Annotated in this window: 15 protein-coding genes; 10 read left to right on the plus strand and 5 right to left on the minus strand. The window is 75.2% G+C overall.

The genetic code is table 11. The annotated features are described in order from the left end of the window. The first annotated feature begins 32 nt into the window (after positions 1-32). A complete protein-coding gene (locus FSW04_RS08050) occupies positions 33-683 on the plus strand; it encodes a D-alanyl-D-alanine carboxypeptidase family protein (protein ID WP_146918095.1) in 651 nt (216 codons plus the stop codon). A gap of 243 nt (positions 684-926) precedes the next feature. Here FSW04_RS08050 and FSW04_RS08055 read toward each other — a convergent pair whose 3' ends face one another. The 3 genes from FSW04_RS08055 to sigJ all read right to left on the minus strand — a co-directional run bounded on the left by FSW04_RS08055 (position 927) and on the right by sigJ (position 4,142). Continuing rightward, positions 927-2,465, minus strand: coding sequence for an OmpA family protein (locus tag FSW04_RS08055; RefSeq protein ID WP_187369340.1), 1,539 nt, complete (start codon positions 2,463-2,465; stop codon positions 927-929). A 56-nt stretch (positions 2,466-2,521) separates the two neighbouring features. Further along, on the minus strand, positions 2,522-3,082 hold the full coding sequence (locus FSW04_RS08060) for a YceI family protein (protein WP_146918099.1): 561 nt from the start codon (positions 3,080-3,082) through the stop codon (positions 2,522-2,524). Between the two features lie 67 nt (positions 3,083-3,149). Beyond that, positions 3,150-4,142: an RNA polymerase sigma factor SigJ gene (gene sigJ, locus FSW04_RS08065; RefSeq protein WP_146918101.1), complete on the minus strand. Its 993-nt coding sequence runs from the start codon at positions 4,140-4,142 to the stop codon at positions 3,150-3,152. 157 nt (positions 4,143-4,299) lie between these two features. On the opposite strand from sigJ, the gene FSW04_RS08070 reads away from it, so the two are divergent. The 7 genes from FSW04_RS08070 (at position 4,300) to FSW04_RS08100 (ending at position 10,312) form a co-directional block, all read left to right on the plus strand. Continuing rightward, positions 4,300-4,650 (plus strand): ArsR/SmtB family transcription factor, encoded by a 351-nt coding sequence (locus FSW04_RS08070; protein ID WP_146918104.1) that lies wholly within the window; start codon positions 4,300-4,302, stop codon positions 4,648-4,650. Continuing rightward, the gene (locus FSW04_RS08075; protein WP_228431005.1) at positions 4,647-5,345 is read left to right on the plus strand and encodes a cation transporter; all 699 of its coding nucleotides are present in this window, start codon (positions 4,647-4,649) and stop codon (positions 5,343-5,345) included. The genes FSW04_RS08070 and FSW04_RS08075 overlap by 4 nt, the downstream gene beginning before the upstream one ends. 6 nt (positions 5,346-5,351) lie before the next feature. Beyond that, a complete protein-coding gene (locus tag FSW04_RS08080; protein ID WP_146918106.1) occupies positions 5,352-5,828 on the plus strand; it encodes a GNAT family N-acetyltransferase in 477 nt (158 codons plus the stop codon). Between the two features lie 71 nt (positions 5,829-5,899). Beyond that, positions 5,900-7,150, plus strand: a complete 1,251-nt coding sequence (locus FSW04_RS08085) for a S1C family serine protease (RefSeq protein WP_146918108.1) — start codon at positions 5,900-5,902, stop codon at positions 7,148-7,150. A 327-nt stretch (positions 7,151-7,477) separates the two neighbouring features. After that, positions 7,478-8,629, plus strand: a complete 1,152-nt coding sequence (locus tag FSW04_RS08090) for a N(5)-(carboxyethyl)ornithine synthase (RefSeq protein WP_146918110.1) — start codon at positions 7,478-7,480, stop codon at positions 8,627-8,629. A gap of 179 nt (positions 8,630-8,808) precedes the next feature. Next, the gene (locus FSW04_RS08095) at positions 8,809-9,828 is read left to right on the plus strand and encodes a zinc-binding dehydrogenase (protein WP_146918113.1); all 1,020 of its coding nucleotides are present in this window, start codon (positions 8,809-8,811) and stop codon (positions 9,826-9,828) included. A gap of 10 nt (positions 9,829-9,838) precedes the next feature. Next, the gene (locus tag FSW04_RS08100) at positions 9,839-10,312 is read left to right on the plus strand and encodes a VOC family protein (RefSeq protein ID WP_146918115.1); all 474 of its coding nucleotides are present in this window, start codon (positions 9,839-9,841) and stop codon (positions 10,310-10,312) included. A gap of 276 nt (positions 10,313-10,588) precedes the next feature. Here FSW04_RS08100 and FSW04_RS08105 read toward each other — a convergent pair whose 3' ends face one another. Beyond that, entirely contained in the window at positions 10,589-11,377 is a 789-nt protein-coding gene (locus FSW04_RS08105) for a DMT family transporter (protein WP_187369341.1), read from the minus strand. 222 nt (positions 11,378-11,599) lie between these two features. Between FSW04_RS08105 and FSW04_RS08110 the strand changes: the two genes are divergently transcribed. After that, positions 11,600-12,529 carry a LysR family transcriptional regulator gene (locus FSW04_RS08110; RefSeq protein WP_146918119.1) on the plus strand — a complete coding sequence of 310 codons (930 nt, stop codon included), beginning with the start codon at positions 11,600-11,602 and terminating at the stop codon, positions 12,527-12,529. A gap of 88 nt (positions 12,530-12,617) precedes the next feature. Here the strand turns inward: FSW04_RS08110 and adhE are convergent, their stop codons facing one another. After that, positions 12,618-15,245, minus strand: coding sequence for a bifunctional acetaldehyde-CoA/alcohol dehydrogenase (gene adhE, locus FSW04_RS08115; protein ID WP_146918122.1), 2,628 nt, complete (start codon positions 15,243-15,245; stop codon positions 12,618-12,620). A gap of 230 nt (positions 15,246-15,475) precedes the next feature. On the opposite strand from adhE, the gene FSW04_RS08120 reads away from it, so the two are divergent. Further along, entirely contained in the window at positions 15,476-17,113 is a 1,638-nt protein-coding gene (locus FSW04_RS08120; protein WP_146918124.1) for a chitobiase/beta-hexosaminidase C-terminal domain-containing protein, read from the plus strand. Positions 17,114-17,470 lie beyond the last annotated feature (357 nt).

A 17,470-nucleotide genomic window follows, 5' to 3' on the forward strand; every position in this document is an offset into this window, starting at 1 on the left:
GACGGCAACACCGCGCCGCGTTCACTGGCCGCGTGACCTACGGCCATCCAGCACGCACACCGGCCCCCCGGATCCGCCTTCGCCGGACCGGGCTCGCGGGCCTGCTCGTCGTCCTCCTCGCGGCGCTCGTCGCCGCGCTCGGCCACCGGGAGCCCCCCTCCTCCCCGGCGCGGCCGTCGTCGACCGCCGCGCCCGCCGACGACCATCGGGCCGGCCGCGACGGCGCGCTCGGCGAGGCCGGCGGTGCCGTCCCCGCCGGCGCGACGGTCTTCGACGGCGGCCTTCCCGGGGTCGCCAACCTCGATCCTGCCCTGTTGGCCGCCGTGCGCCGAGCGGCGACCGATGCGGCGAACGCCGGCGTCCGGTTCGTCGTCAACGGCGGGTGGCGCTCGCCGGCCTACGAGGACCAGCTCCGCCGCGAGGCGGTCGCGACGTACGGCTCCGAGCAGGAGGCGGCCAGGTGGGTGGCCACCGGCACGACGTCGGCGCACGTGTCCGGCGACGCCGTCGACCTCGGGCCCGCGGCGGCCACCGCGTGGCTCTCGGCCCACGGCGCCGCGTACGGGCTGTGCCCGGTCTACGCCAACGAGCCCTGGCACTACGAGCTGCGCCCGCAGGCCGTCGGCGGCGGCTGCCCGGCGATGTACCCCGACCCGACCCACGATCCGAGGATGCAGCGGTGACCAAGGGCGAGTCCACGTGCAGGATCGACGTGAGCCCCGCGGTCTGGAAGAAGGCCACCGACGCGGGCAAGGCCCTGACGCCACCCGCCGGCGCGGAGCACTGGGCCGTCGTAATCCCCGCCGAGGCGTGGGCCGGCGGCATCGCCGCGGCGATCCTGATCGGCGCGGTTCGCCGGCCTGCTGCCCGCCGTCCGCGCGTCGCGCATGCCGCCCACCTTGGCGCTGCGCAGGGCGTGAGCGGAGCTACTGCGTCCTGGCCGGCTCGCCCCAGAAGCGGTCGGCGGCCGCGCCGACGATCGCCGGGCACGGGCCGGCCGGGTCGCGCCGGGTCACCGTCTGCGTGTGCGGCACGGGATCGGGGTGCTCGGTCCAGTCGTGGCGCAGCCGGATCTCGGCGCGCCGCAGCCACGGGTAGATGAGCTGGGCCTTGGCGCGCGTGGATCGCGCCGCGGCGATCCGCTCGCGGTCGCGCTCGGGGACGCGGCCGAGCTCCTCGGGGTCGGCGGTGAACGTGTCCACGACGGGCTGCTCGAGGTCGTTGCCCGTGAGCTCCTCCTCGGTCTCGACGCCGTCCGTGCCCACCTTGCGCCTGAGCGGGTACTTCTCGCCGCGGCCGACGGAAGCCGCGCCCTCGGCGACGCCGAGCGTCCGGAACCGCATCAGGTCGGGCCGGGCCCGCGCGCGCACGATCGCCATCGCGGCGTCGGCGCGCTTCTGCGACAGCGCCCGGTTGCCCGGGAACGAGCCGTCGGGCCGCGGGTCCTGCGGTCCCTCGGGCGACGCGTAGCCGTCGACGCCCAGCACGCGGTACCCGGCGCCGGCCAGCTGGTCGAGGCGGTGCAGCTCCTCGGCGGAGCGGTCGAGCTCGGGCGCGTCGCTGCGGTAGGGGAAGTACACGAACACGGACGCGGGGTCGTGGTGCTCGATGTCGGGGGGCTGGAGCATCACCGTCTCCTGCACGTCACGCTCGCGCTCGCACGTGTACTCCCAGGTGATGTCGACCGTCCTGGGCTGGCAGGTGTGCTTCGGCACGGGGTCCAGGGGGATCTCGATCTTGATGCCGCCGTGGACCTCGGGGCGCCTGGTGTCGTCGCCGAGGTTCGACCCGCCGATGTCGCCCTTGACGGACACGGACCCGATGCGCAGGGTCACGCCGCTGTCGAACCCCGGGACGCCGTTGCGGTTGACCGTGACCGACACGTCGCCGGTGACCCTCCACGAGCCCGACGCCGCGACGTCGACCTTCACGAACGGCTTGAGCTCGGCGCCCTCCACGGCGTCGATCACCCGCTGCATGCTGCCCCCACCGACGAGCTCCTTGCCGATCCTCTGCAGGACCTGCTCGGCGGCGCCCTGCGGGTCGGCGCCGACGTCGATGCTGCCCTTGGTCCCCTCGCACCAGGAGACGCGCATCCACACGCGCTCCTTGTCGCCGTGGAACGTGACCTTCGGCGCGCCGGGGTCGGTGACCCTGCGGGCCTTGACCCTGCGCGTGACGCGGTAGCGCGCGCCGTCGTCGAGCGTGACGAGCACCTGGTGGTCGCCCGCGGGCTGGGTCGAGACGACCGTCGGCGCGGCGGGCGGGGCGGGCGCCGGCGTGGGGTCGCGCGCCAGGACGCTGCGCACCGGCGCCGGCCGGCGCGCGAGGCCGGCCACCACGGCATTCCCCGCGCTGCGCTGCAGCGCCAGGATCCGCGCGGCCGGCGCGACGCGCTCGGGGGCCGCAGCGGCACGCTGCGCCGGCCCCGCCTCCCGCACGTCGTCACGATGCGCCCGGACCACGACGCCACATAAGCACCCGGGTCCGGGCCGGTCAACCGCGCGCGGAGGCCGTGACGTCACCCGCCTGCGCCGGCGTCCTCGCGCATGAGCAGCAGGTCGATCTCCACGTCGACCTCCCAGCCCACCGCCTCGCCGCCGCCGGGCAGCTCGGCCTGCCAGTCCATGCCGAAGTCGCGGCGGTCGACCGTCGTGCGCAGCTCGAGCCCCGCGACCTCCCCGAAGGCGGCCTGCCGCGGCGCGGCGTGGCGACCGCGGGCGCGGACCGGTCGCGTGATGCCCTTGATCGTGAGCTCGCCGTCGACCTCGGCGCGGCCGTCGCCGGCCAGGCGGATCGCCGTCGAGCGGAATGCGATCTCGGGGTGGTGCTCGGCGTCGAAGAACGCGGGCCCGAGCACGCTCGCGCGCATCGCGGCGGGCTCGACCACCGAGATGGAGCCGACGCGGGCGGTGCCCTCGAGCGACAGGCCGTCGTCGTCGGCGCACAACGTCGCCGCGACGTCGGGCACCGTGCCGCGGTAGCGGAAGACGCCCGAGTGGCGCACCGAGAAGGCGAAGGTCGAGGGCTCCGGCCGGGCGCGGTAGGTGCCGGAGAAGGGCTGGACGGCGACGTCGGACATGACGCTCCTGTCGGTCGTGGGGGTGGGGCCGCAGGTCTGACAGCGCAGCCCGCCGTGCCGTGACAGCTCAGAGGTGGCCGAGCTTGTCCGGGTTGCGCACGATGCGCACGGCCTGGATCCGGCCCCCGACGACGTCGACGGTGAGCACGCTCCAGACCCGGAGGCCGGCCGGCGGCGGAGCGTCCGCCGGGCGCGCCGGGGGCTGGAGCGCCCCGGCGTCACCGGCCTTCAGGCGGGCCAGCGCCTGCTCGACCGCCCGCTGCTCGGCCTCCCCGAACGGCGGCTCGGCCGGGCCGCGCACGAGCCGGCCGGGCTGGCCGTTGACCCGCACCGGCCGCGTCTCGAATGCGCCCGACGACATGCGCACCTGGAGCACGCCGGCGACGAAGCGGGCGATGAGCGCTGCGCCGACGAGCGGCTCCTGCGGCGCCATCGCCCGGCCGCCGCCGTCGGCGTACAGGACGGCGTCCTGCGCGAGGAGGCCCTCCAGCGCCTTCAGGTCGCCGCGCTCGGCGGCGGCGAGGAAGCGGTCGAGCAGTGCGTCGCGGGCGGCCTCGTCGGCGTCGAAGCGCGGGCGGCCGGCCTCCAGGTGCCGGCGTGCCCGCGTCACGAGCTGGCGCGCGTTGACCTCGCTGCGCTCGACGACGGCGGCGATCTCGGCGTAGTCGTAGCCGAACACCTCGCGCAGGAGGTAGGCCGCGCGCTCGACCGGGGTCAGGCGTTCCAGGACGACCAGGAGGGCCAGCGAGAGCGAGTCGGCGAGCTCGGCGCGCGCGCCCGGGCCGGGCGCCGGGTCCTCGAGCAGCGGCTCGGGCAGCCACGGGCCCACGTAGGCCTCGCGGCGGGCGCGGGACGACTTCAGGACGTTGATGGCCATGCGCGTGACCACCGTCGTGATCCAGGCGGCGGGTTCGACGATCGCCTCCTCCTGGCGCGTCAGGCGCAGGAGCGCCTCCTGCACCACGTCCTCGGCCTCGGCGACGCTGCCGAGCATCCGGTAGGCCACGCCGAAGCCGTGGCGGCGCAGCGCCTCGAGCTCGTCATCCGTCGTCGCGTGCATGGGTCCCTCCGCATGGAATCGTCGTCTCGTCCCCCTGACAAGGCGGAGGCCCCGGCGGTGACACCCGAACCTCCGGCCGGCGGCCCTGCGATGCAGCAGGAGATGCGATCGCATCCCCCGGGGCGGTGAACGCAACAACGATCGTTAGGATGTTGCGATGTCCGGCGACCGCTGCGAGCTGCTGTGCCTCGACCTGCCCAAGGCCGAGGCGATCCGCGCCGGGCTCCCGGCCCCCGGGGCCCTGACGGGCCCGGCGGCCCGGATGCGGGCCCTGGCCGACCCCACGCGGCTGGTGATCGCCGTCGCGCTGGCGGCGAGCGACGAGCTGTGCGTCTGCGATCTCGCCTGGGTGACCGGCAAGGCGGACAACCTGGTCTCCCATCACGTCCGGGCGCTGCGCGCCGCCGGCCTGGCCTCGTCGCGTCGCGAGGGCAAGATGGTGCTCTACGCCCTGACCGAGCCCGGCCGCGACCTCCTGCGCGCGGCCACCGTGGGGGCGCCGGCGTGAGCACGGTCGGGCTGCCGCTGGCCTCCGGTCCCGACCGGGCCACCGTCGAGGCGCTGGCCCGCCGGGCCCGGCTGCTCTCCTGGCTGTCGCTGGTGTGGATGACGGTCGAGGGGGCCGTCGCGCTGGCCGCCGGCATCGTCGCGGGATCGATCGCTCTCGTCGGCTTCGGCCTGGACTCGGCCATCGAGGGCTTCGCGTCGGTGATCATCATCTGGCGCTTCACCGGCCACCGCATCCACTCCGCCGCCGCCGAGGATCGTGCCCAGAAGCTCGTCGCCGTCCAGTTCTTCCTGCTGGCGCCGTACGTCGGCGTCGAGTCCGTCCGCGCCCTCGCCGGCGGACGGCACGCCGACCACACGCTGGCCGGGATCCTGCTGGCCTGGGGCTCCATCGTGGCCATGCCGATGCTCGGGATCGCCAAGCAGCGCATCGCCGAGCAGCTCGGGTCGGCGGCGACCAAGGGCGAAGGACGCCAGAACATGCTGTGCGCCTACCTGGCCGGCGCGCTGCTGGTGGGGCTGCTCGGCAACACCTGGTTCGGCGCGTGGTGGCTGGATCCCGCGGTCGGGCTGCTCATCGCCGCGCTCGCGGTCAAGGAGGGGCGCGAGGCCTGGCGGGGCGAGGGCTGCTGCGTCGCCGTGCCCCCCGGCGCCGGGCCTGCGCCGGACACGTGCGACCACGCGGGCTGCGCCTGACGCCGCATGGTGACGCTGCGCCCGCTGAGCGAGTCGGACCGGCGGGCGGCCTACTCCCTGCGCGTGGCGCCGGGCCAGGAGCGCTTCGTCAGCGGCGTGGCCGAGTCGGTGCGCGAGGCCGCCGATCACCCCGGCGCCCACGCGCTGTGCTGGGTGGTCCACGACGGGGACACGCCGGTGGGATTCGTCATGGTCGCCGACGAGGTCGACGGGCCCGACTACCTCCCGCACTACCTGTGGAAGCTCCTCATCGACGAGCGCCATCAGCGCAAGGGCCACGGGACCGCCGTGCTGGACCTGGTCGTCGCCTACTTCCGGGGCCGCCCCGGCGTCGAGACCCTGACCACGAAGGCGCGGCTGGGGGACGGCGACCCGGTCGCCTTCTACGAGCGCTACGGCTTCGAGCGCGCCGGCGAGGCCGTCGACGGCGAGGTGCTGCTGCGGCTGCGGCTCGCCTCTCAGCCGATCCACAGGGTCCGTTGAGGTCACGTTGTGGTGTGCGGGGGAGGCTGGAAGCGAGCCCAGCCCCGTTCCGCACCGGAGACGCCCCGATCATGCCCACGACCCTGCGCCAGCCCCCCGACGACCGGATCCTCTGGGCCAGACGCCCCGGCCCGCCGGACGGCAGCGGGCCGCCCGGCGGCGGCGGCTCGGGCGGGGGCGGGGACTCGGGCGACGGCGGCGGGCCGCGCCGCCGGGGGCGCGGGGTCGCCGCGCTGGTCGCGGCCACGGCGCTGCTCGGCGGCGGGGCCGGCGCCGGCGTGGTCGCCCTCTCGGGCGGCGGCCGCACGACGACGGCCACCACCACCGTCGTGCGGTCGGCGGCCGGCGAGAGCAGCGGCTCGGCCGGCGGCCTGGACGCGCACGCGCTGTACGCCACGGCCGCCACGGGCGTGGTCGACATCACCGCCCGCGGCGTGTCGACCGCCGGCGACGCCTCCGCGTCGCCGTTCGGCCGGCCGCCCCAGCCGCCGACCGCGACGGCCACCGGCACCGGCTTCGTCGTCGACGTGGCCGGCCACATCGTGACGGCCGAGCACGTCGTCGACGGGGCGTCCTCCATCACCGTCAGGTTCGCCGACGGCACGACGCGCAAGGCGACGGTCCTCGGCACCGACAACGCGACCGACGTCGCCGTCCTGAAGGTCGACGCCGCCGGCCTGACGCTGCATCCCCTCAAGCTCGCGACCTCCTCCGTCGCGATCGGCGAGTCCGTCGCTGCCATCGGCGACCCGTTCGGATACGCCCGCAGCATCAGCACCGGGATCGTCTCCGGCGTGGACCGCACGATCCAGGCGCCCAACGGGTTCACGGTCGCCCACGCCGTGCAGACCGACGCCGCGCTGAACCCGGGCAACTCGGGCGGACCGCTGCTCGACGCCGACGGCGAGGTCGTCGGGATCGTCGACCAGATCGCCACCGGCAGCGGCGCCGACCAGAGCTCCGGCGTGGGCTTCGCGGTGCCCGTCGCCATCGTGCGGTCCGAGCTGGCGGCCCTCGAGCGGGGCGAGAAGGTCAGCCACGCCTACCTCGGCGTCGCGACCTCGGACACCTCCTCGGTCCAGGGCGCGCCGATCGGCAGCGTCACGTCCGGCGGCCCGGCGGCCTCTGCGGGCCTGCGCGCCGGCGACGTCGTCACCCGGCTCGGCAGCACGACGATCTCGGACTCCAACGACCTCGTCGCCGCCATCGCCGCCCACCGGCCGGGCGAGAAGGTGCAGCTGACGGTCCGGCGCGGGTCGGGCACGACGACGCTCACGGTCACCCTCGGCACGCAGCCCACGCAGTCGAGCTCGGGCGGATAGGAACCGGCCGGCGCCGGTGCGCGACCATCGCGGGTCGACCTCCGTCTCCGTGGGACTCGTCGGCATCGGCGACTGCGCGTCCTCGCTCGTGGCCCGCGATCCCGCGTGGGCCGGGCGGTTCGCCGCTTCCGCGCTGCCCCTGCTCGGCGACGACCTCAAGAGCCGCTTCGGCATGGAGGACTCGCCGTCGGCCGCGCCAGGATCCTCGACGCCGCCCGGGTCGCGCGGGCGGCCCTGGGCGAGGGGCGCGGCGGCGTGCTGGCGGAGTCGGCGCAGCTCATGAAGGCCGCGCCGTGACCTGCGCGTGCCCGGTCTAGACTCGGCGCGGTGGACCCCCTGAGCCTCGGCATCGTCGGCACCTCCCGCAAGCCCGACGAGCACCGGCTCGCGATCCATCCCGCGCACCTCGAGCGCCTGGACCCGGGCCTGCGCGAGCGGATCTGGCTGCAGCGCGGCTACGGCGAGCGCTTCGGCTTCGGCGACGACCGTCTCGCGCCGCTGGTCGCCGGCCTGCTCGAGCGCGACGAGCTCCTGGAGCGCAGCGACGTCGTCGTGCTGCCCAAGCCGCTGCCCGAGGACCTCGAGGGGCTGCGGCCCGGCCAGGTCGTCTGGGGCTGGGTGCACTGCGTCCAGGACCCGGTGATCACGCAGCTGGCCATCGACCGCGGGCTGACGCTCATCGCGTGGGAGGCGATGAACCACTGGACGCCCGAGGGCACGTTCAGCGTCCACGTCTTCCACAAGAACAACGAGCTCGCCGGCTACTGCGCGGTGCTCCACGCGCTGCAGCTGCGGGGCAGCACGGGCGCCTACGGCCGGCGGCTGCGCGCGGCGGTCATCTCCTTCGGCGCCACCGGGCGCGGCGCGGTGAACGGCCTGACCGCGCTGGGCGTCACCGACGTGACGGTCCTGACCCAGCGCAGCGTCTCGGCCGTCGCCTCGACGATCCCGTCGGTCGTGCTGCAGCACTTCGAGCGCGACCCGGACAACCCCACGCGCACCCTGGTCCTCCGCGACCCCGAGCCGGGGCCGATCGTCGAGGTGCTGGCCCAGTACGACGTCATCGTCAACTGCATCCTGCAGGACACCGACGCGCCGTTGATGTTCGTGATGGACGAGGACCTGCCGCGCTTCGCGCCGGGGACGCTCTTCGTCGACGTCTCCTGCGACGAGGGCATGGCGTTCGAGTGGACGCGCCCGACGAGCTTCGCCGACCCCATGTTCACCGTGGGCGACGGCGTGCACGTCTACGCCGTGGACCACACGCCGTCGTTCCTGTGGAACTCGGCGACATGGGAGAACAGCGAGGCGCTGCTGGAGTACGTGCCGGTCGTGATGGCCGGCCCGGAGGCCGTCGACGGCGACGAGACGCTGCGGCGGGCGATCGAGATCCGCGACGGCCGCGTCCTCAACCCGCGCATCCTGTCGTTCCAGGGGCGCGCGGCGGAGCACCCGCACGCGCAGCGGGCCGGCGCCTGAGCAGCAGGTTGTCCACCTCGGCCGCGTTGGCCTCGGCGTACTGCGCGCCGGTCAGGACCTTCGTGTCGGGGTGGACGGCATCACCTCCCTGTTCGTGCACGACATCCGCGACCGCGGGATCCGCGCCGTCGTGCAGGAGGCGCCGACCACGGACGGGGCCGCGCGAATATGCTCGCCTGATGCGCGCCCTCGTGACCAGCGCCCCGCGCACCATGGAGCTGCGCGAGGTCGACGCGGTGGCCGAGCCCGGCCCGGGCGAGGTCCTCCTCGGCATCGACGCCGTCGGGATCTGCGGCTCGGACTTCGGGCTCTACAAGGGGACGCACCCCTACGCGCAGTTCCCGCAGGTCCAGGGGCACGAGTTCTGCGGCACGGTCCGTGCGCTCGGGCCCGGTTGCGAGGGCACGCACGCGGTCGGCACGCGGGTGGCCGTCGAGCCGCTGCTGCCCTGCGGGCACTGCTACCCGTGCTCGGTCGGGCGCGGCAACTGCTGCATGGAGCTGCGCATCCTGGGCGTGCACACGCCGGGCGGGCTGCAGGACGAGCTCGTCGTGCCCGAGCGGCTCCTGCACGACGCCGACGGCCTCGACGCGCCGGCGGCGGCGTTCGCCGAGCCGATGAGCATTGCGCTGCAGGGCCTGGTCCGTGCGCAGGTCGTCGAGGGCGACACGGTCCTCGTGCTCGGCGCCGGCCCGATCGGCCAGGCGGCGATCATCGCCGCCCGGGCGCTGGGGGCGCGGGCCGCGGCCTCCGACCTCGTGCCCGAGCGCCTGGAGCGCGCGACTGCCGTCGGCGCCGAGCTCGTCTTCGACGCGGCCGGCGACGTGCCCGACGCGCTGGGGGAGTGGACGCACGGGGTGGGCCCCACGGTCGTCGTGGACGCCACGGGCGCGCCGGTGGCGATCCGCCGGGCGGTCGACCTGGTGTCCTTCGCCGGGCGCGTCGTCGTCATCGGCCTCTCCTCCCAGGAGGTGTCCCTGCCCATCGTCCCCTTCACGCGCAAGGAGATCTCCATCCTGGGCTCGCGCAACAGCGTCGGGATCTTCGGCGACGCCGTGCGGATCGTGCGCGACCACCCCGACGAGGTGGCGCGGCTCATCACCCACGAGATCGCCCTCGAGGACGTGCCCGAGACGATCGAGCTGGCGATGGCCCACCCCGAGATCGTCGAGAAGGCGATCGTCCGGATGGCGGCGTGAGGGCGCGGCGATGAGCGCCGGCGCGGGCGTGCAGGCCCTGCACCACGTGGGCATCTCCGTGGCGTCGATCGACGAGGCCGTGCGCTTCTGGGAGGGCTTCCTCGGGGCGCCGCCGCGCTACCGCGGCACGCTGGACCGGCCCTACCTCGCCCAGGTGACCGGCTACCCCGGGATCGTGATCGAGGCGGCGATCTTCGACCTGCCCGGTGGCGGGATGATCGAGCTTCTGGAGTACCAGGACGGCGACCTGCAGCCGCAGTCCGAGGAGTCCTCGCACCCCGGCCATCTCCACATCTCGCTGCGGGTGGCCGACGGCGAGGCGGCGTGGCGGCGGGCCGTCGAGCTCGGCGCGCGACCGCGCAGCCCCGACGGCCCCGTCCGCTCCGACGGCGGGCCCAACGCCGGCGCGATCAGCGCGTACCTGCGCATCCACGACGGCGTCACGCTCGAGCTCAAGCAGCCCGCCGCGCCCCCGTCCCCCTAGTCGCCCGCGGCCTTCAGCGCGGCCTCCGCGACGGCCTTGCCAACGCGACGCTGGCGACGTCGGGCGAGCGCAGGTGGATGCCCTCCCACACGCGGGCGTCGACTTCTCCTGCGTCGGCTGGATGAGGAACGGCTTGGCGCGCGCCGCCAGCAGCGCCGCGGCGGCCGTGCGGCCCGTGGCCTTGCCGGTGGCCTTGGGCCGGCTGGTGGGCAGCCGGCCCAGCCTGCGGCGCCGGGCGTCGTCGGCCAGCGATGTGGCCTGGTGGAGACGGAAGGATTACGAGGGCAGCGCCTCGGCGGCGACCTCGCCGGGGTCGAGTGCGGTGCGCGGCGCCCGGGCCGCCCCGCCCGTGCGCAGCACGATCACGGCGCCCAGCACCAGCGCGCCGCCGACCAGCTGCGCGCCGCCCAGGCGCTCGGAGAACACCAGCGAGGCGAGCACGACCGTCACCACGGGCTCGACCGTGGAGAGGATCGACGCCGCCGTCGGGCCGACCCGGCGCAGGCCCGCGAAGAAGAGCGCGATCGCCGCGACGGTGGAGACGACGGCCAGGCAGGCCAGCCATCCCCAGCCGGCGGCCGTGACCGCCCCGGGGCGCAGCTGCCCGGTGACGGCCGACCCGATCGTCAGCGACGCCGCGGCGCCCGTGCAGACCAGGGCGCTCAGCGTGAGGGCGGGCAGGCGCCCGGCGACGCCGTCGCTGACCAGGATGTAGGCGCTGTAGACGAACGCCGCGCCGAGGCTGAGCGCGACTCCGACGGCCTCCAGGGCGCCCGTCCCGGCGCCGGCGAGCACGAGCGCCAGCCCGGCGGACACGAGCACGAGCGCGGCGACGCGCCGCGGGTCCAGGCGCTCGCGGCCGAGGGCCACCGACGCGACGGTGACGATCGCCGGGAACGTGTAGAGCAGCAGCGACAGCAGCGAGGCGTCGATGCGCTGCAGCGCCAGGACGTAGCACCCGCTCTGCAGCGCGTAGCCGCAGGCGCCGAGGCCGAAGGCGATCGCGACGTCACGCCGTCCCAGCGTGCGCAGCGCCGGCAGGGCCCGCGCACGAGCAGCACGCACCACAGGATCGCGGCGGCGAGGACGAACCGCGCGCTGAGCAGCGTCCCGGCGGTCGCGCCGTCGCCCAGCGCGAGCTTGCCGAAGATCGCCATCGCGCCGAACGCGGCGGCCGAGCCGAGGCAGAGGAGCGGGCCGCCGGGGGACATGGCCGGTCACCCTCCTCCTTCGAAGCATCAGGATCCATTCGGATTCCTGGCGTCTATTCGGTAGCGTCGCTGAACGATGCTCGACCTTCGCCGGCTGCGCCTCCTGCGCGAGCTCCACGAGCGCGGCACGATCGCCGCGGTCGCCGACGCCCTGCAGTTCACGCCCTCGGCCGTCTCCCAGCAGCTCGCGATGCTCGAGCGCGAGACCGGCGTCCGGCTCCTGGAGCGGGCCGGGCGCGGCGTCCGGCTCACCGATCCCGCGCTCGTCCTCGTCGGCCACGCCCACGCGCTGCTCGACGAGGCCGCGCGCGCCGAGGCGGGCCTCGCGGCCGCTGTCGGGACCGTGACGGGCCGCGGGCGCATCGCGTGCTTCCAGTCGGCCGCCATGCGGATCGCCGTCCCGGCGATGGCCCGGCTGGCCGTCGACGCGCCGGACCTGCGCTGCGAGCTCGTCGGCGGCGAGCCCGAGGAGGCGCTGCCCGCGCTCGCGCTCGGCGACGTCGACCTCGTCATCGGCGACGAGTGGCAGCACGTCCCGTGGCGGATGCCCCCGGGCCTCGATCGCCACGAGCTGCTGCTCGACCCCGTCGTCCTCGCCCTGCCGGCCGGCCACGCGGCGGCCGGGGGCCCCGGCCACGCCGTCGCGCTGGCCGAGCTGGCGACCGCGGCGTGGATCTCCGGCCCGGTGAGCCTGGGCTGGGACGAGATCACCGAGCGCCTCTGCCGCGAGCGCGGGCGCTTCACGCCGCAGGTCCGCCACCGGATGAACGACGCCGTGGTGGCCGCCGAGCTCGTCGCCGCCGGGCTGGGCGTGGCGCTGCTGCCCGAGCTCGCGCTCCCCGACGACGACCCGCGCCTGGCGATCCGCCAAGTCGCGCGGGAGCGCCCGACGCGCGTGATCTCCGCGGTGACCCGCGCCGGCGACGCCGAGCGCCCGTCGACGCAGGCGCTGCTGGCGGCGGTGCGCCGCGTCGCGGAGGCGCGCCGGCCGCGGGCGCGCGGCTGAGCGGGCCGGGTGCGGGGTGCCCGGGGCGACTCTCAAGGGGCGTGGGTCGAGTTCGGTGTCCATATGACCCTCGATCCGACCCACGGCCTCAGCGGCCCTCATAGCCCGCCCAGAGCAGCTCCACCAGCTCGGTCAGCATCGGGATCCGCGGGTTCGTGCGGATGCTCGGGTCGATGAACGCCGCGCGCGCCAGGTCGGGCACCGCCGCCTCGAACTCCGCGCGCGGAATGCCCAGCGCGGCCAGCGACCCCGGCATGCCGACGCCGGACAGCAGCTCGTCGACCCGGGCGAAGAGCGCCTCGCGCCGCGCGGCCTCGTCGCGCGTGCCGACCCCCAGGATCCATGCGGCCTGGGCGTACTTCTCCGGGGCGACGTAGTGCGAATACCCCGGGGCGGGCATGAACTTGCTCGGCAGGGAGGCGTTGTAGCGCAGGACATGGGGCAGGAAGATCGCGTTCGCGCGGCCGTGGGCGATGCCGAAGCGCGCGCCGACGGCGTGGGCGAGCGCGTGGTTGACGCCGACGAAGGCGTTGGAGAACGCCAGCCCCGCGATCGTCGCCGCGTTGGACATCGCCGTCCGCGCCCCGAGGTCCTCGCCGTCGGCGTAGGCCCGGGGCAGGGCCTCGAAGATGAGGTTCATCGCCTGCATGCAGAACGCGTCGGTGAACGGCGAGGCGAAGATCGACACGGCCGCCTCGAGCGCGTGCGTCAGCGCGTCGACGCCCGTGTCGGCGGTCATGAACGGCGGCATGCTCGTCGTGAGCTTGGGCTCGACGACCGCCATGTCGGGCACGAGCGAGTAGTCGACGAGCGTGACCTTGCGCCCGTCGACGGTCAGCACGGCGGCGGGCGAGACCTCCGATCCGGTGCCCGCGGTGGTCGGCACGGCGATCAGCCTGGAGGCGTGGTCGACCTGCGGGTAGTGGGCCACGCGCTTGCGGGCGTCGAGGAACGGCAGGGCGAGCTCGCGCATCGTGAGCTGCGGGCTCTCGTGGAAGAGGCGGATCGCCTTGGCCGCGTCGATCACCGAGCCGCCGCCGATCGCGAGCAGCACGTCGGGTGCCAGCTCCTCCATGACGCGCACGCCGGCCCGGATCTCGGCCTCCGGCGGCTCGGGCGAGATGTCGGCGAAGACGTGGACCGACGCGCCCGCCGGCAGGTGCGCGCGCACCTCCTCGGCCACGCCGCGCCGCTCCGTGTCCTGGTCGGTGACGATCACGACCTGCTCGGCGTGCAGCTCGCGCAGGCTGTCGAGCGAGCCGGGGTTGAAGTAGGTGTCCGACGGCACCCGGAACCACTGCGGCGGCGACTGGCGGCGGGAGACCGTCTTGACGTTGAGCAGGTTGCGGTAGTTGATGTTGTCGGTCGTGGTCGAGCCGCCCCATGTGCCGCAGCCGAGCGAGAACGTGGGCGTCATCGAGTTGTACACGCCGCCGAGCGCGCCGACCGCGGTCGGCGCGTTGACGAGGATGCGGCCGGTGCGGACCGCCAACGAGAAGCGCCGCACGACCTCCTCGTCGCGCGCGTAGACCGCCGAGGTGTGCCCGAGCCCGTCGTGCTCGGTGACGAGCACGGATGCGGCGATGCCGTGTTCGAGCGACGGCGACCGCACGAGCCCGAGGACCGGCATGAGCTTCTCAGCGATGAGCGGGTGGGCGGCGAGACCGTCGAGGTCGGTGGGCAGCTGGGCGAGGAGCACCTTCGTCCCGGTGCCGGGCTCGATGCCGGCCAGGGCCGCGAGGTCCACGCACGAGCGCCCGAGCGCCTCCAAGCGCATCGACCCGTCGTCGGTCATCGCGGCGTGCGCCACCCGGTCGGTCTCCTCGGCGGTGAGCAGCCGCGCGCCCATGCGCTCGAACTCGGCGACGAGCTCGTCGTAGGCCGCGTCGTCGACGATGCAGGTCTGCTCGGCGGGGCAGATGACCGAGGCGTCGAACGTCTTGGACACCAGGATGTCGACGACGGCCATCGGCAGGTCGGCCGACCGGTGGACGTAGACGGGCGCGTTGCCCGAGCCGACACCCATGCAGGGCTTGCCCGCCGCGTTGGTCGCCGCGACGGCCTTCGGGCCGCCGGTCGTCCAGATGAAGTCGACGCCGTCGTGGTGGAAGAGGTGCTGGGAGATGTCGAGCGTCGGGTCGGGGATCACCTGCAGCGCGTCGGGCGGCAGGCCGGCGGCCTCGCCGGCCTCCTGCAGGACCTCGATCGCGCGCAGCGCGCAGCGCGCCGCGCGGGCCGACGGGCGGAACAGCATGGCGTTGCGGGTCTTGGCGCCGACGATCGCCTTGAACAGCGCCGTCGAGGTGGGGTTGGTGATGGGCAGCAGCGCGAGCACGACGCCGATGGGCTCGGCGATGAACTCGATCCCGCGCTCGACGTCGGTGTCGATGACGCCGACCGACCGCTTGTCCTTCAGGTAGTCGTATAGGAACTCGGTCGCGATGTAGTTCTTGACCACCTTGTCCTCGAAGACGCCGAAGCCGGTCTCCTCCATCGCCAGCTCGGCCAGCTCGATGGCGTGCTCGAGCCCGGCGACGACCATCGCCCAGACGATGCGGTCCACGGCCTCCTGGTCCAGGCGCCGGAAGGCGTCGGCCGCCACACGGGCGCGCGCGACGTAGCCGTCCATGCGCTCGACCTGCTCGGGCGCCAGGCCCGGGGCCGGCGCTGCGGGGGCGGCGCCCGCGGTTTCGGGGACCGTGGTCGTGCCGGTCATCGCTGTCGTTCCTCCAGAGGGTGTGGAGCGCCGAGCATCCCGCCGCGGGCCGCACCCGGCATCCGCGCAAGCTACGGACCGGGCCGCGGTCAAGTTCGGTGCGCGGGAACCGACCGAAGGGACCAGCCGCTGCCCGATGCAGCGTGCGCCGACCGCTCAGCCGCTGAAGGGCTCCTGACGTCGGGATCCACCGCCGTGCTCTCCCACGGCGCGTCCCCGGAAGGTCCCGCATGCGCCGTCTCCACAAGGCCCCACGTCCGCTGCGCGCGGCCGGGCTCATCTGCTCGCTGGTCGCGCTGCTCGGTGCGGGCTGCGTCGCGTCGGCGTCGGCGGCGACGTACGCCGTCAGCTCGTCGACCGGGGCCACCCTCGTGCCCGGCGTCGACGACGCCGGCAACCACTGCGACGACTGCACCAGCACCCTGGCGCTGCCGTTCGACGTGACGTTCGCCGGGGTGACCTACACGAGCGCCGCGCTCAGCTCCAACGGCAACCTGCAGTTCTCCGGGGGCGACAACCAGACGATGGGGACGGTGCCCTACGGGCCCATGGGCCCGACGATCTTCGCCTACTGGTACGACCTCTACACGAGTGACGCCGCCTCCGGCCAGGGCGTCTTCACCACGACGACCGGCGTCGCCCCGCACCGCTCCTTCGTCATCGAGTGGCGCGCCACGGAGTGCTGCAGCGCCGGCACGCCGACCTACGACTTCGAGCTCGTCCTCCGCGAGGACTCGCCGGCGATCACCGTGGTCTACGGCGCGATGGAGTCCGGCGACCAGAACATCGCCGTCCAGGCCGGCCCGTCCGACTACACCGTCTTCGACACCGGTGGGCCCGGCGGGCCCGTGGGCCCGGGGCGCTCGGTGACCTTCACGCCCGACCAGACGGCGCCGGTCACGACCGACGACGTGGGCGGGGGCTGGTCGACGACGCCGGTGGCCGTGACGCTGACGCCCACCGACGCCGGCTCGGGCGTCGACGCCACCTACTACACGACCGACGGCAGCACCCCGACGACGGCCTCGGCCGTCTATGACCCGGGCGCCCGGCCGGAGCTGGCCGACGGGGAGCGGATCCGCTACTTCTCCACCGACGTCGACGGCAACGCCGAGAGCGTGCAGACCTCGCCGGCCGCACACGTCGACGCCGTCGCGCCGGTCACCGTCGACGACGTGCCCGCCGCGGTCCAGGCCGGGCCGGTGACCGCCACGCTGACGGCGACCGACGTGGGCTCGGGTGTCGACGCCACCTACTACACGACCGACGGCGACGTCCCCACGACGGCCTCGGCCGTCTACGACCCGGCGCACCGGCCGGTGCTGGCCGGCGGCGAGCGCATCCGCTACTTCTCCACCGACGTCGCGGGCAACGCCGGGACCGTCCAGGCCTCGGCCGTCGTGACCGCCGAGGTCCCCGCGCCGGCCCCGCCGGCCGCGCCGGGCGCCGCACCGGTCCCGGGTCCCGCCGCATCGGCCCCGGTGCCCCCCGGCCCGGCCGCGTCGCTCGCGTGGCTGCACGTCTCGCTACCTGTGCTGACCATCGCGCCGCGGTCGGCGCGCTTCGCCGCCGACCTGCCCGCCGGCACGACGACGTTCGCCCTCGCGCGGTCCTTCGGCCACGGGCACACGGTCACGACCGCGGCGGTCCATGCACGCCTGCCCCTGGCCCGCACGACGGTGCGGACCACGTCGGCCGGTCGCGTCCGCGTCACGCTGCGGCTCAGCGCCTTCGGCCGGCGCATCCTCGCGCGTCACCCGCGGGCCCGGCTCGTGCTGCGCACGTTCTACGTGGCGCCCGACGGCTCGCGCGCGCACTCCACCCGCGTCGTGTCCCGGCGCAGCACGCCCGCGCTCAGCCCCCGCTGAGCGCCCCCGCCCCGCGGGTGGGGTCCGGCGTCTCGGGGCGCACGACCAGCGCGCCGGGGTCGTCGCCGCGCCAGGACTCCGGCGCGGTCTGCAGGCGGTGGCCGGGCAGGAACGAGAGCGCGCCACGATGGCGATGGCGTCCACCGGCGCCGGCGTCTCGCCCCCGGCGCGTAGCGGTGCCGATCTGGTCGTAGGTCTCGGCGAGGTCCGGGTGTGCAGCTCGTGGCCGACGGCGGTCAGCCTGCCGCCGGGCGGGACGGGCGGGCGCCGGCCGGGAAGCGCGGCAGCCTGGCCCGGTTGCCCACGATGGCGCCGCGCAGCACCGGGTCCAGCACGAGGCCCCGGCGCGCGACGCGG

The organism is Baekduia soli, assembly GCF_007970665.1.
Taxonomy (GTDB): domain Bacteria; phylum Actinomycetota; class Thermoleophilia; order Solirubrobacterales; family Solirubrobacteraceae; genus Baekduia; species Baekduia soli.